General features: G+C 68.6%; 12 protein-coding genes. 3 read left to right on the top strand and 9 right to left on the bottom strand.

Annotated elements, in window-relative coordinates:
* Positions 1–34: 34 nt before the first annotated feature.
* Both ACH4TV_RS36035 and ACH4TV_RS36030 read right to left on the bottom strand, forming a co-directional pair.
* The gene (locus ACH4TV_RS36035; protein ID WP_398405487.1) at positions 35–736 is read right to left on the bottom strand and encodes a ribonuclease HII; all 702 of its coding nucleotides are present in this window, start codon (positions 734–736) and stop codon (positions 35–37) included.
* A gap of 140 nt (positions 737–876) precedes the next feature.
* A complete protein-coding gene (locus ACH4TV_RS36030) occupies positions 877–1500 on the bottom strand; it encodes a TetR/AcrR family transcriptional regulator (RefSeq protein WP_398405486.1) in 624 nt (207 codons plus the stop codon).
* Between the two features lie 241 nt (positions 1501–1741).
* Here ACH4TV_RS36030 and ACH4TV_RS36025 point away from each other — a divergent pair, with 241 nt between their 5' ends.
* On the top strand, positions 1742–3298 hold the full coding sequence (locus ACH4TV_RS36025) for an MFS transporter (RefSeq protein WP_398405485.1): 1557 nt from the start codon (positions 1742–1744) through the stop codon (positions 3296–3298).
* A 212-nt stretch (positions 3299–3510) separates the two neighbouring features.
* On the opposite strand, the gene ACH4TV_RS36020 is transcribed toward ACH4TV_RS36025, so the two are convergent.
* From ACH4TV_RS36020 to ACH4TV_RS36010, 3 genes are all read right to left on the bottom strand, one after another.
* Entirely contained in the window at positions 3511–4416 is a 906-nt protein-coding gene (locus ACH4TV_RS36020) for an ADP-ribosylglycohydrolase family protein (protein WP_398405484.1), read from the bottom strand.
* A gap of 12 nt (positions 4417–4428) precedes the next feature.
* Positions 4429–5088, bottom strand: coding sequence for a histidine phosphatase family protein (locus ACH4TV_RS36015; RefSeq protein WP_398405483.1), 660 nt, complete (start codon positions 5086–5088; stop codon positions 4429–4431).
* Between the two features lie 103 nt (positions 5089–5191).
* The gene (locus ACH4TV_RS36010; RefSeq protein ID WP_398405482.1) at positions 5192–5797 is read right to left on the bottom strand and encodes a YdbC family protein; all 606 of its coding nucleotides are present in this window, start codon (positions 5795–5797) and stop codon (positions 5192–5194) included.
* Between the two features lie 155 nt (positions 5798–5952).
* Between ACH4TV_RS36010 and ACH4TV_RS36005 the strand changes: the two genes are divergently transcribed.
* On the top strand, positions 5953–6486 hold the full coding sequence (locus ACH4TV_RS36005; RefSeq protein ID WP_398405481.1) for a TerD family protein: 534 nt from the start codon (positions 5953–5955) through the stop codon (positions 6484–6486).
* Here ACH4TV_RS36005 and ACH4TV_RS36000 read toward each other — a convergent pair.
* The 3 genes from ACH4TV_RS36000 to nrdR form a co-directional block, all read right to left on the bottom strand.
* Positions 6477–7292, bottom strand: a complete 816-nt coding sequence (locus ACH4TV_RS36000; RefSeq protein WP_398405480.1) for a DUF2785 domain-containing protein — start codon at positions 7290–7292, stop codon at positions 6477–6479. The genes ACH4TV_RS36005 and ACH4TV_RS36000 overlap by 10 nt on opposite strands.
* 105 nt (positions 7293–7397) lie before the next feature.
* Positions 7398–10298 (bottom strand): vitamin B12-dependent ribonucleotide reductase, encoded by a 2901-nt coding sequence (locus ACH4TV_RS35995; RefSeq protein WP_398405479.1) that lies wholly within the window; start codon positions 10296–10298, stop codon positions 7398–7400.
* Between the two features lie 164 nt (positions 10299–10462).
* Positions 10463–11014 carry a transcriptional regulator NrdR gene (gene nrdR / locus ACH4TV_RS35990; RefSeq protein ID WP_398405478.1) on the bottom strand — a complete coding sequence of 184 codons (552 nt, stop codon included), beginning with the start codon at positions 11012–11014 and terminating at the stop codon, positions 10463–10465.
* Between the two features lie 508 nt (positions 11015–11522).
* Here nrdR and lexA point away from each other — a divergent pair.
* Complete coding sequence (gene lexA, locus ACH4TV_RS35985; protein ID WP_398405477.1) at positions 11523–12302, top strand: transcriptional repressor LexA; 780 nt, start codon at positions 11523–11525, stop codon at positions 12300–12302.
* Positions 12303–12445: 143 nt separating this feature from the next.
* Here lexA and ACH4TV_RS35980 read toward each other — a convergent pair whose 3' ends face one another.
* Positions 12446–14458, bottom strand: coding sequence for an ATP-dependent DNA helicase (locus ACH4TV_RS35980; RefSeq protein WP_398405476.1), 2013 nt, complete (start codon positions 14456–14458; stop codon positions 12446–12448).
* Positions 14459–14463 lie beyond the last annotated feature (5 nt).

Raw genomic sequence — 14463 nt, 5'->3', positions numbered from 1 at the left:
GCCAGCGGGTGGCACATGAGTGCGAACAGAATCGTCAGAAGTCGAAGCCGAGTTGGCCCTCGATCTCCGGAACGGTCCCATTCGCCCAGCTGCGGGCCTTCTTGAGATGCCGCCACTGGGGCAGCGCATCAAGATACGCCCACGACAGCCGGTGGTACGGGGTGGGGCCCCGCTCCTCCAGCGCGGCCTTGTGCACCGGTGACGGATACCCGGCATTGGCCGCAAAACCGAAGTCTGCATGGTCGATACCCAGTTCGGCCATCATTTTGTCGCGCTGAACCTTGGCGATCACGGACGCCGCCGCGACCGCCACGCACGACTGGTCACCCTTGATCACCGTGCGGACCTGCCACGGCGACCCCAGGTAGTCGTGCTTCCCGTCGAGGATGACCGCGTCGGGGCGGACCGGCAAGGCCTCCAGAGCACGCTCCGCGGCGAGCCGCAGCGCAGCCGTCATCCCCAGGTCGTCGATCTCCTCCGGAGAGGCATGCCCCAACGCGTACGACGTGACCCATTCCCGCAGTACGTCCGCGAGTTGGGTACGCCGCTTGACCGCGATGAGCTTGGAGTCGGTGAGTCCCTCGGGGGGTCGGCGGAGTCCGGTGACCGCCGCGCAGACGGTGACGGGGCCGGCCCACGCGCCGCGCCCCACCTCGTCGACGCCGGCAATGACCTTCGCTCCGGTCGTGGCGCGCAAGGAGCGCTCAACGGTGTGGGTGGGTGCTTCGTACGGCATGGCGCCCTTAGCGTACGCCGCCCGGAACCCCACGCGACACCCCGGTTTCCCTGAGCAGCTCAAGGGTCACCGCAAGGGACACCCCGGCAGCCTTCGGGACAGGCCTCGGACAGTGTTTCGGACAGTGCTCCGAACGGACTTCAGACGCTGCTCGCCCGGAGCAGCGGAACCATCAACTGGTCGATCATCTCCTCGATGTCCCGCTCGTTCCATTCGCTCGCGCACACCTTCGAGCGGTACATCATCATCGCCGGAATGGCGTCGAAGACATAGCTGTTGGCGGCGTCGGGCCGCGTCTCGCCCCGCTCGATTCCGCGGTCGATGATCTCGCGGAGAAGCCTTATCGTCGGCTCGACAACCCCTCCGAAGATCACGGCCTGAAAGCGTTCCGCCTGCGGGTTGTCGCATTCGTGAATCACCGAACGCAGCGCGAATCCAGGGCGCGAGAACATCGCCTCGCGCACCTGACGGCACAGTTCGAGGAGGTCGTCCCGCACACTGCCGAGGTCGGGCGCCCGCTCCAGGCGGGGCAGCCCGGACTGGAGCGCGTCCGCGACGAGGTCCTCCTTGGACGGCCAGCGCCGGTAGACCGCGGCCTTGCCGGTCTGGGCACCGGCGGCGACACCTTCCATCGTGAGGCCGTTCCACCCGACCGTGCTGAGCTGCTCCAGCGTGGCATCGAGGATCGCGCGTTCGAGCACGGCGCCGCGCCGGCGGGGGGAGGCCGTCTGGGCGGGGGCGGCCGTCCAGCGCGAAGTAACCATCTGAGTGTCTCCAGCGAGCGGGGAGGAGCGGGGGGTACGAGGATCATGAAGATTGTCGGCATTGTCACGGATCTCCGGGCGGCGGGATCTCCGGTGAGGTGATCACCGAGACTACCCAGGCAATCGATACGCGCCGCGGCGGCGACTTCAGTGAACGCTTGCGTTCACTGTCGGGTACTCACTACCGTTTGACGCGACAGTGAACGCGAGCGTTCACTAGCGCTCTTATGGGGGACCCATAGTGACTACCTCTTCTCTGACGAAGGACCAGAAACCAGGTGCGGCCCGCCGGGAGGGGCATCCCGGCATAGCGCTCACCGTCATCGCGGCCTGCCAACTCATGGTGGTACTCGACGCGACGATTGTGAACATCGCTCTCCCGCACATTCAAGACGCCCTCAAGTTCAGCACCACCGACCTCACCTGGGTGGTCAGCGCCTACACGCTCACCTTCGGCGGTCTGCTCCTGCTCGGCGGCCGGGCCGGTGACATCCTCGGCCGCCGCCGGGTCTTCCTGACCGGCATCCTGCTGTTCATCGCCGCCTCTTTGCTGGGCGGACTCGCCCAGGAACCATGGCAGTTGCTGGCCGCACGGGCCCTCCAGGGCGTGGGCGGCGCGATCGCCTCGCCCACCTCACTGGCCCTCATCACCACCACGTTCGCCGAAGGCCCGGAGCGGAACCGGGCGTTCGGGGTCTTCGCCGCCGTCTCAGCCGGCGGCGGCGCCGTCGGTCTGCTCGCCGGCGGCATGCTCACGGAGTGGCTCGACTGGCGCTGGGTCCTCTTCGTCAACGTACCGATCGGTCTCCTGATCGCCGTGCTCACGCCGATATACATCGGCGAGTCCGAACGCCACCCCGGCCGCTTCGACATCGCGGGCGCGCTGACCTCGACACTGGGCATGGCGTCCCTCGTCTACGGCTTCATCCGCGCGGCGGAGGAGGGCTGGCGGGACAGCCTGACCCTCGGGTCCTTCGGCGCGGCGGTGGTCCTGCTGGCCGCCTTCGGCTTCGTGGAGATGCGCGCCAAGGAGCCGATCACTCCGCTGAGGATGTTCGTCGACCGCAACCGCTCGGGCACGTACGTGATCATGCTGAGCCTGGCCGCGGCGATGTTCGGCATGTTCTTCTTCATCGTCCTGTTCGTACAGAACGTCCTGCAGTACACGCCGATCGAGGCGGGCCTCGCCTTCCTGCCGGTGACCTTCGCGATCGCCATCGGCGCGGGCCTCTCGCAGCGCTTCCTGCCGGTCCTCGGCCCCAAACCGTTCATGGTCGTCGGCTCGGCGCTGGCCACGTTCGGCCTCGTCTGGCAGGCCTTCATCACCCCGGACAGCTCGTACGTCGGCGGGGTGCTCGGCCCGATGGTGGTGTTCGGCTTCGGTATGGGCCTGAACTTCGTGACGCTGACCCTGACCGCGGTCTCCGGGGTCGCCGCGCACGAGGCGGGCGCGGCGTCCGGGCTGCTCAACGTCACGCAGCAGGTGGGTGGTTCGCTCGGCCTCTCCATCCTGACGACGGTGTTCGGCTCGGCCAGTCGCGACGAGGCGACAAAACAGGTACCCAAGTTCCTCGCCGAGGCATCGCCGGAACAGAAGGCGGAGTTCGCCAGGACCAACCAGCTGCCCGCTCCCTGGAGCCACGAGGTACTGGCCCACGGCATCTCCACGGCCTTCATCCCGGCCGCCGCGATGGCCGTACTGGCCCTCGTCACCGCCTGGTTCGTGATCCGCGTCCGCAAGAGCGACCTGGAGGCCCTGGCGGGCACAGCGAGCACCGCGGGCCCGGCGGGCGGCTGATCCCTCGCCAGGGGGGCCGCAGGCACTGCCGGCGGGGTCATCGGTCGCTCCACCCTGCATGGCCTCCCGGAGTGCCGTACGCCGCTCCGGGAGGCCATGCGCGGACGACGTCCGGTGCTCTTACGCCGGTGCGGCAAGGCAACGCCGCACCGGCCTCCACCACCGGCCGAGCCGCGTCACCCACACCAGCGATATCCACACCCACAGCAGGGCTACGACCCCGCCGGCACCCACCCCGGCAACGGTTCCGTCCGTTCCAGCCACGTCGGCGGCGGCGCCCCCGCCTTCCCCGCCGCGAGTACCCCGCCCACGATGGCGCAGTTCGTGTCCACGTCGCCGCCCGCCTGGGCTGTCGCCCAGAAGGCCTCTTCGTAGTCACCCAGGGCGCGCGCGGCGGACCAGAGCGCGAACGGCACGGTGTCGAGCGCCGACGTACGCCGGCCACAGCCCAGTACGGCCGCGACCGTGCCCGCGTCGGCGTAGTCGAGCATGTCCCGGGCCCGCCGCAGCCCCGCCGTGACGGCGCTTCTCGGGACGAGCGCGATGACGCCGTCGAGGAGTGCACCGGGGCTCGGCGGGCCACCCGGAGCGGCGGCCAGGGCGGCGGCCGCGGCGACAGCCATGGCACCGACCACGGCCTCGCGGTGCTGGTGAGTGGGGTAGGCGGAGATCTCCGCCTGGTGGGTCGCCTGCTCCGGGTCGTCCGCGTACCAGGCACCCAGGGGGGCGATGCGCATGGCCGCGCCGTTGCCCCAGGATCCCTGCCCGTTGAAGAGGGCCGATGCCAGCTCGCGCCAGTCGCCGCCCTCCCGGACCAGCCGCAGGAGCCGGTTCACGGCGGGGCCGTATCCACGGTCGAAGTCGTGATGGTCCGCGAAGGAGTGGGCCAGTGCGTCCTGGTCGATGCGGCGATGGGCGGCCAGCACGGCCACCACGGAGCACGCCATCTCCGTGTCGTCCGTCCACTGCCAGGGGCCGGGCGGCAGCTCACGGTGCTTGAGCAGCGGGTGATTCACGGGCACGAAGAACTGCGACCCCAGCGCGTCGCCCACCGCGAGTCCGCGCAGGCTGGACAGGGCGCGCTCCAGGCGCTCACGGGGAGAGGAATCAGCGGTCATGGCCCTGCCACTCTAGCCGGTGACTCCGTACGATTCCGGATCACACCAGTGCTCGAACGGCCGGTCAAGGGTGTACCTGCCGTCACTCCCGAGAACGAGCATCCGCATCTCCGCGTTCCCCGGATTGGACAGCGACTCGAACTCCGCGACCGTCCAGTGGAACCAGCGCATACAGAACAGGCGCATGGCCAGCCCGTGGGTCACCAGGAGCACGTTGGGCGGATGGTCGGGGGCCTCGAAGCTGCGGTAGAGGCTCTCCAGGAAGCCGCCGACCCGGTCGTACACGTCGGCGCCGGACTCCCCCTGGGCGAAGCGGTAGAAGAAGTGCCCGTACGCGTCCCGGTACGCCTTCTGGAGCCGTACGTCGTCCCGGTCCTGCCAGTTCCCCCAGTCCTGCTCGCGCAGCCGGGGCTCCTCGCGTACGCGTATGAGGTCGGAGTTCAGGCCGAACGCCCGCAGGGTCTCGTGCGTACGGCGGTACGGGGAGACGTACACACTGACCTGCTCCTGCCCGAACACCTCGCGCAGCCGTTTGCCCGTCTCCTCGGCCTGTCGCCAGCCGCGTTCGGTGAGGGCCAGGGCATGGTCCGGCTCGCGTTCGTAGACGGTGTCATCGGCATTGCCCATTGACTCGCCGTGCCGGACAAGGACGATGCGCCGTGGTCTTACCATGCCAAAACCCTAGATCGAGTCGGCGCCGACCGGGCAATCGCACGGTCTCTATACGGCGTATGTCACACATGTCGTGCTCGCTGGAGCACACAGAGTCCGCGTCTCAGACTATCCAGCCGGGTTCCAGTTCGACGATGTCACCGGCGAGAGCCGCGACATCCGCCTCCAGCTGAGCCCGCAGCGCCAGCCGCTCCACGCGCTCGGCCCGGTACTTGCCGTGCTCGGCGGCCGACTGCCACATCGACAGGATCAGGAACTCGTGCCCCGGCGCCTCGCCGAACAGGCCCCGCACCATGCCGGGCGAACCCGCCATCGCCGGGTTCCAGACCTTCTCCTGCATCAGTGCGAAGTGCTCGGCGCGTTCCTCATGGACACGGCAGTGCGCCACGCGTACCAGGTCGGACTCCGTGAAGCGCGGTTCGAAGCCGGTCTTCACATCGAAGCGGTGGTCGAAGAGCTTGACCTGCTGATCCTTGAAGGTGCCCGACTGGGCGGTGGCGAGCCGGTCATGGGAACGAGCCATGAAGGAGTCGTAGAAGGCACGGCTCTCCCAGAAGGAGAAGACGTGCGCCACGCCGGGACGCCCCCGGCTCCAGCCCCCGCCCTGCCCCCGGAATCCCGGCTCCCCCAGAAGTCCCGCCCATTTTCGCTGCCCCCGTTCGAAACCGCGGCGGTCCACCACGGTGCAGCGAATCCACTTGACCAGCACCGCGCCATCGTAAGGCCACGGAGCGTGGCGCCGGTCACGCTCGGGCGGAGTACAACCGCGCGAGCGCCCCCGCGCACGTGACACGATGGACAACCAGCTGCGATGGACCCGCAGTTGAGGCGACAGAACACGGGAAACGGGGAAGGGGAAGTCTGGTGAAAGCCCTCAACAAGGGGATCCGTAAGGCCGAAGTCGCGCTGAAGTGGGATCCCAGTCCCGCAGGACAGCCGCCCACCGATCTCGACATCGTCGCGGCGACCTACCCGGCGAGCGATCCGTACGGCGATCCCGCCTACGTGGTGCACTTCGACAGCCGCTCGCCGGACGGCACGATCACGCTCAACCGGGACAGCAAGGACGGCAAGGGCTTCGGCTGGGACGAGGTCATGACACTCGAGTTCGAGCGCCTGGCCGCCCAGTACGCGCGCGTGGTGGTCGGCGTCATCATCCAGCAGCGCTCCACGCACCGGACGTTCGTCAGCGTCCAGGGGCCCGGCCTGCGCATTCGCGAGGGCTACACCGTCCTGGCCGAGGACGACTTCGGCGGGGTTCTGGGGTCGACGGCGGCCACGGTCGCCGAGTTCGTCCGCGACGAGTCCGGGTCGTGGGACTTCCACTCCGGTGTCCAGGGCTTCGAAGAAGACCCCGCGACGTTCACCAGGACGATGGGCCGCACCCGTCAGACCTGATCCCTCCCCGAAGGGGAGGGCAGGTAAGGGGTGACGATCGCTAGGGTGGCGGCCAAGGCATCGAGTACGGCCTCCCGTTGGGTGACCGTACTCGGGCGGCCGTCCCCTCCCGGCGTCAGCAGTCCGCGGTCGGCCAGCAGGTAGAGCATGCGCAGCGTGCGCATGGTGTTGGAGGCCCATGGGGGAACCGGCCCCGGCTCCCCCGTGCGAAACGCGGCAGAGACAGTGTCCAGCCATCCCACCGACTCGGCGACGCCCAGACCGGGCCTGCACAGAATCTGAGCCAGCGCACGAGCGATCCGGTCGTCCTCCTGAGCGTCGAAGACATGCTCGGTGCCGGCCAGCAGCCGCGCGACGGCCAGTTCGAACAAGGGCAGGGCATCCTGCTGCGGGCGTCGCCCGAGAGCCGCCAACAGATCGGCACCGTGCGCGGCGGCATGCACCCAGCCGAGCGTGGTGTCGTACCCGCGCAGATCGGTCTCGCCGGGATACCACCCGGCAAAGGCCTCCCACCATTCCTGCCGCCAGTCCCCCGCATCGACGATCCGAGCGAGCACGAGGGGAGCGAACGCACGCGCCTGAATGCCGGGATCGTCGAACAGCCCGGCCGTACGATCCCCGAGCCACCGCCGCTCCGTCGCGTCGAGGCCGGGTATCCAGCGGACGGCCGTGGCATACGCGCCCTCGTCACGTACGACGGGATCGGGGGAACGGAGATCCACAACCAGCGCATCGAGAGCTGCGGCCCGGGCCGCCCCCGCGAGCTCACCGATATCACCGTCGTGACGCCGCAACGTGTCATCCATGGACGGAGATTACGGCGGCGCACCCACCACGCAGAAGGCGGTGGAGCCATGAAACCGGCTCCACCGCCCTGATCTGCTGGTCAATTGCCTAGCCGACGGCCGACATCAGCTGCAGCCGCTGGTCGACCCGCATCCCTCGCAGATGTAGCAGGACCCCGCCCGCTGCATCTTCGTACCGCAGGAGAAGCACAGCGGGGCGTCCGCCTGGATGCCCAGCTGCATCTCCACCAGTTCGGCACTGGTGTGGACCTGCTGCAGAGCCGGCTCCGGTGCCTCCGCGATGACGGGCTTCGGGGCCGCCACGGCCTTCAGTTCCTGTGCGCGGGGGGCCGACTGGGCCAGCCCTTCGATGTCGACGTCGTCGTCGCTCGGCTCGTAGGAACCCGTCTCCAGGTGACGCTGACGCTCGTCGGCGGAGTGGATGCCGAGGGCGGAACGCGTCTCGAAGGGAAGGAAGTCCAGCGCCAGGCGGCGGAAGATGTAGTCGACGATCGACTGGGCCATGCGGACATCGGGGTCGTCCGTCATACCGGCCGGCTCGAAGCGCATGTTCGTGAACTTCGAGACGTACGTCTCCAGCGGCACGCCGTACTGCAGGCCCACCGAGATGGCGATCGAGAAGGCGTCCATCATGCCCGCGAGGGTCGAGCCCTGCTTGGACATCTTCAGGAAGACCTCGCCGAGACCGTCGTCCGGGTAGGAGTTGGCCGTCATGTAGCCCTCGGCGCCACCGACCGTGAAGGACGTGGTGATGCCGGGGCGCCCCTTGGGAAGGCGCTTGCGGACCGGGCGGTACTCGACGACCTTCTCGACGGCCTCACGGATCGTCGCCTCGGTCTTCGCGGTCACCTCGGCCTTCTCGGTCTCCTTCTTCTTGACGGAGAGCGGCTGGCCGACCTTGCAGTTGTCGCGGTAGATCGCGAGCGCCTTGACGCCCATCTTCCAGGCCTCGAAGTAGATCTCCTCGACCTCCTCGACGGTCGCCGTCTCCGGCATGTTGACCGTCTTGGACAGGGCGCCGGAGATCCACGGCTGGATCGCGGCCATCATGCGGACGTGACCCATCGCGGAGATGGTCCGCTCGCCCATGGCGCAGTCGAACACCTCGTAGTGCTCGTGCTTGAGGCTCGGGGCGTCGATCACATGGCCGTGCTCGGCGATGTGGGCGACGATCGCCTCGATCTGCTCCTCCTGGTAGCCCAGGCGGCGCAGGGCCTGCGGGACCGTGCCGTTGACGATCTGCATCGAGCCGCCGCCGACGAGCTTCTTGAACTTGACCAGCGCGAGGTCGGGCTCAAGACCGGTGGTGTCGCAGGACATCGCGAGACCGATGGTGCCGGTCGGGGCGATGACGGACGCCTGGGCGTTACGGAAACCGTTCTTCTCGCCGATGCGGACGACGTCCTGCCAGGCCTCCGTGGCGGCGGCCCAGATCGGCGTGTCCAGGTCGTCCATACGGACGGCCTTGTCGTTCTCGTCGGCGTGCTGCTTCATGACCCGCAGGTGCGGCTGCGCGTTGCGGGCGTAGCCGTCGTACGGGCCGACGACCGCGGCGAGTTCGGCGGAGCGGCGGTACGACGTGCCGGTCATCAGGGAGGTGATGGAGCCGGCCAGGGCACGGCCGCCCTCGGAGTCGTACGCGTGGCCGGTCGCCATCAGCAGGGCGCCGAGGTTGGCGTAGCCGATGCCGAGCTGGCGGAACGCGCGCGTGTTCTCGCCGATCTTCTGGGTCGGGAAGTCGGCGAAGCAGATGGAGATGTCCATCGCGGTGATGACGAGCTCGACGACCTTCGCGAAGCGGTCGATCTCGAAGGACTGGCGGCCCTTGCCGTCGTCCTTCAGGAACTTCATCAGGTTCAGCGAGGCGAGGTTGCAGGACGTGTTGTCCAGGTGCATGTACTCGCTGCACGGGTTCGAGCCGTTGATCCGGCCGGACTCCGGGCACGTGTGCCAGCGGTTGATCGTGTCGTCGTACTGAATGCCCGGGTCGGCGCAGGCCCAGGCCGCGACGGCCATCTTGCGGAAGAGCTCCTTGGCGTCGATCTCCTCGATGACCTCACCGGTCATCCGGGAGGTGAGCCCGAACTTGCCGCCCGCCTCGACCGCCTTCATGAACGTGTCGTTCACGCGGACCGAGTTGTTGGCGTTCTGGTACTGGACGGACGTGATGTCGTCGCCGCCCAGGTCCATGTCGAAGCCCGCGTCGCGCAGGGCGCGGATCTTCTCCTCTTCCTTCACCTTGGTCTCGATGAAGTCCTCGATGTCGGGGTGGTCGACGTCGAGGATGACCATCTTGGCCGCGCGGCGAGTGGCGCCGCCCGACTTGATCGTCCCTGCCGACGCGTCGGCGCCGCGCATGAAGGAGACCGGGCCGGAGGCGTTGCCGCCGGAGGAGAGCAGCTCCTTGGAGGAGCGGATCCGGGAGAGGTTCAGGCCGGCGCCGGAGCCGCCCTTGAAGATCATGCCCTCTTCCTTGTACCAGTCGAGGATCGACTCCATGGAGTCGTCGACGGACAGGATGAAGCAGGCCGAGACCTGCTGGGGCTGCGGGGTCCCGACGTTGAACCAGACGGGGCTGTTGAAGCTGAAGATCTGGTGCAGGAGGGCGTACGCCAGCTCGTGCTCGAAGATCTCGGCATCGGCCGGGGAGGCGAAGTACTTGTAGTCCTCACCGGCCTTTGTGTACGTCTTCACGATGCGGTCGATGAGCTGCCTGAGGCTCACCTCGCGCTGCGGGGTGCCGACAGCACCGCGGAAGTACTTACTGGTGACGATGTTGACCGCGTTCACCGACCAGAAGTCGGGGAACTCGACGCCACGCTGCTCGAAGTTGATCGAGCCGTCGCGCCAGTTGGTCATGACGACGTCACGGCTCGCCCACTCGACCTCGTCGTACGGATGCACGCCGGGGGTGGTGTGGATGCGCTCGACGCGCAGCCCCTTGCTCGCCTTGGTGCTGCCCTTGGCGCGGGAACTCCGTGCCGGACCGCTCGCCGTCTCTGTCATGCCGCCTCCCTGTATCGGGCAAAACGCCCAGAGGTGTCACGTTGTTCCCATGACACGGTGTGTTTCTTGCGCTGCGGAGGCCCTCTCGGCGCCGCCCGCAACAGGTCTTTGGATCGCCGTCACCCGGCCGGGTCCGAACGCACCGTCCGGGTCCGGCCCGCCGGTCAGTCGGCGGCGTTGGCGGGCACGGGGACCTGAGCAGTCCCTCCGGACCCGCGATCGTCTTGCCGGCGCCCCGCATCCGGGTCTTCGTCGTCCACGACGGGGCGGCGCGGCGCTTCCCTCAGCTCCGCGATGGCGGCCTCGAAGTCGTCCAGCGAGTCGAACGCCCGGTAGACGGACGCGAATCGCAGATAGGCGACGAGGTCGAGTTCCTGCAGCGGACCGAGTATGGCCAGCCCCACGTCGTGGGTGGTCAGCTCGGCGCTTCCGGTGGCCCGCACCGCTTCCTCGACCCGCTGGCCGAGTTGGGCGAGCGCGTCCTCGGTGACAGGCCGTCCCTGACATGCCTTGCGCACACCATTGATGACCTTCGTACGACTGAAGGGCTCGGTGACTCCGGACCGCTTGACCACCATGAGCGAGCACGTCTCGACGGTCGTGAACCGACGGGAGCAGTCAGGGCACTGGCGGCGCCTGCGGATCGACGTGCCGTCGTCGGTCGTACGACTGTCGACGACACGGCTGTCGGGATGCCTGCAGAAGGGGCAGTGCATGTTCTCCAACCCTCCCTCACAGCAGACTCCATGGCCTCGAAAGGACCCTCGGGCCCCTCGAAGCAGCCCCCAGCATAGGCGATGCCCGAGGGGCCGAAGACCCGGGGGACCACAACTTCTGGGCTACTACTGCAATCCAACCACTAGATGTGGGGATTGGCCCGTCATCCACCGCGTACGCGCGTGTCGCACCGGTATTGGCATGTGCCGCGGGACCGTACCGCTGGGGAACATGCGGAGATACGGTGAGAACAGCGCGCGACGGGCGCCGGTTCCCGGTTGACGGGGTTCCGGATGGCAGACTTGGGCACCGGCCCACGAGGCCGCCACACCGGCGGCGAAGGTACAACAATGAGCCCTTTTGCCCGCCCGGCGTGGCGCTAGCCATACACCTAGATATTTGATCGCGGCAGACTATCTGCAATATTTCACTCGAACGTGTGTTTGGCGCAACCTTTCGAAAGCAACTACCGTTGCACTGCACGGGAGACCATCGAGAGGGGCCGACGTGACCACCACCGCAGACAGTGCCACCATCACCGCCCAGGACCGCTCCCAGGGCCGACTCGAGCCGGTGCATGCGATGAACGAAGCCACGAATCCCGAGGGACACAAGCGGTCCCTCCCTGGGCGACCTCCAGGAATCCGAGCGGACAGCTCGGGACTCACCGACCGGCAACGGCGCGTGATCGAGGTCATCAGGGACTCCGTGCAACGACGCGGTTACCCGCCGTCGATGCGCGAGATCGGGCAGGCAGTCGGCCTCTCCAGTACCTCATCGGTCGCACACCAGCTCATGGCCCTGGAGCGCAAGGGATTCCTGCGGCGCGATCCGCACCGCCCGCGCGCCTATGAAGTACGCGGTTCCGACCAAGGGGCTTCCGTGCAGCCCACGGACACCGCGGGCAAGCCCGCCGCGTCGTACGTCCCCCTTGTGGGACGTATCGCCGCCGGCGGTCCCATCCTCGCCGAGGAATCGGTCGAGGACGTGTTCCCGCTCCCCCGCCAACTGGTGGGGGACGGAGAGCTCTTCGTCCTGAAGGTCGTCGGTGACTCGATGACCGAGGCCGCGATCGTCGACGGCGACTGGGTGACGGTCCGCCGCCAGCCGGTCGCCGAGAACGGCGACATCGTGGCCGCGATGCTGGACGGCGAGGCCACGGTCAAGCGCTTCAAGCGCGAGGACGGCCATGTCTGGCTCCTCCCGCACAACTCCGCGTACCAGCCGATCCCCGGTGACGAGGCGACGATCCTCGGCAAGGTGGTGGCGGTGCTCCGCCGCGTGTGAGACGTGCGGGTGGCGGGCCTGACGACCCGCCCCTGACCGGGCCCCGGAACCCCTGCGCCGGTTCCGGGGCCCTGCGCTGTGCCGTGTTCAGGCGCACGAATGTGCCGGCCGCCGAATGAACTCGGCGGCCGGCACTTCGGTGTCTACGCTTCCTCCGCCTGCTCGGTTTCCCCGGTCGGCTCGGCTTCCTCCGTCTGCTTCGCCACGGCGTCGATCGCGGCCAGCGATCGCCGGACCACATTGCGGTCCGTGGTGTACCAGAAGTCCGGCAGCGAAGCCTTCAGATAGCTCCCGTACCGGGCCGTGGCCAACCGCTGGTCCAGGATGGCGACCACCCCGCGGTCCCCCGTCGCCCGTACCAGACGGCCGGCGCCCTGGGCCATGAGCAGCGCCGCATGGGTGGCGGCGACGGCCATGAAGCCGTTGCCCCCGGCGTCCTCGACGGCCTTCTGGCGGGCGCTCATCAGGGGGTCGTCCGGGCGCGGGAACGGGATCTTGTCCATCACGACCAGCTGGCAGCTGGCGCCCGGGACATCGACGCCCTGCCAGAGCGACAGGGTGCCGAACAGACAGGTCTTCGGGTCGGCCGCGAAGTTCTTGATCAGCTCGCCGAGCGTCTCCTCGCCCTGGAGGAGGATCGGGAACTCGGGGATGCGGGAACGCAGTTCCTCGGCCGCGAGCTGGGCCGCCCGCATCGAGGAGAACAGGCCGAGCGTGCGCCCGCCCGCTGCCTGGATCAGCTCCGTGAGCTCGTCGAGCATGTCCCCGCGGTCGCCGTCGCGCGCGGGCCGCGCCAGATGCTTGGCGACGTACAGGATGCCCTGCTTGGGGTAGTCGAAGGGCGAGCCGACGTCGACGCCCTTCCAGTGCGGGAGGTCGTCTCCCGCAGTGCCCTCCGGGGCGAGGCCCAGGGAGGCCCCGACGCCGTTGAAGTCGCCGCCCAGCTTGAGCGTCGCGGACGTCAGAACGACGGAGCGGTCCGTGAAGAGCTTCTCCCTGAGGAGGCCCGACACCGACATGGGGGCGACGCGCAGGGAGGCTCCGAAGCGGTCGTGCCGCTCGTACCAGACGACGTCCCACTCGGAGCCGTTCGAGATCCGCTCCGCGACGTCGTGCACGCTCTCCACCGAGGCCAGCGCCTGTTTGCGCACCGCGTCCTCGTCCTGGACCGACTTGTCGCGGGTCGCGCCGATCCCGGAGATCACCGTGCGGGCGGCGTCCCTCAGTGCCATCAGCGCGTAGCCGAGGTCTTCCGGGACCTCCTCCAGTCGGCCCGGCAGGGCCAGCTCCATCACCCGCTCGAAGCCCTCGGCCGCGGTCTGGAGTTGGTCGGCGGCCTTCTCGTTGACGAGCTTCGCCGCCCGGCGCACGGCACGGTTGACCTGGCCGGGAGTGAGCTCGCCGGTGGCCACTCCGGTGACCCGCGAGACCAGTTCGTGCGCCTCGTCGACGATCAGCACCTCGTGCGACGGGAGGACCGGCGCGCCCTCGATGGCGTCGATCGCGAGCAGCGCGTGGTTCGTGACGACGACCTCCGCGAGCTTGGCCCGCTCGCGAGCCATCTCGGCGAAGCACTCGGCTCCGTACGCGCACTTCGAGGCGCCCAGGCACTCGCGGGAGGAGACGGAGACCTGTGCCCAGGCCCGGTCGGAGACACCGGGCGTGAGGCCGTCGCGGTCGCCGGTCTCGGTCTCGTCCGACCAGTCGCGCAGGCGCACCAGGTCCTGGCCCAGCTTGCTGGTGGGCGCCGCCGCCTCGAACTGGTCGAACAGCCCCTCGTCCTCGTCCTGCGGCATGCCCTCGCGGAGGCGATGCAGGCACAGGTAGTTCGATCTTCCCTTGAGCATGGCGAACTCGGGTCGGCGGCGCAGCACGGGGTGCAGCGCGTCGACCGTGCGCGGCAGGTCCCGCTCCACGAGCTGGCGCTGCAGCGCCAGAGTGGCGGTCGCGACCACGACACGCTCCCCGTGCGCGAGCGCGGGAACGAGGTAGCCGAGGGATTTGCCGGTGCCGGTGCCTGCCTGGATCAGCAGATGGGAACCGTCGTCGATCGCCTCCGCGACGGCTTCGGCCATGGTCACCTGGCCGGGGCGCTCCGTACCGCCGACGGCGGTGACGGCAGCATGCAGGAGTTCAGGGAGTGAGGGCTTCGTCATAGCGC

This window comes from Streptomyces sp. NPDC020898, assembly GCF_044333925.1.
GTDB lineage: Bacteria > Actinomycetota > Actinomycetes > Streptomycetales > Streptomycetaceae > Streptomyces.
Note: the sequence above shows the minus strand (reverse complement) of the source record. Positions and strands in the feature narration are given on the sequence as shown.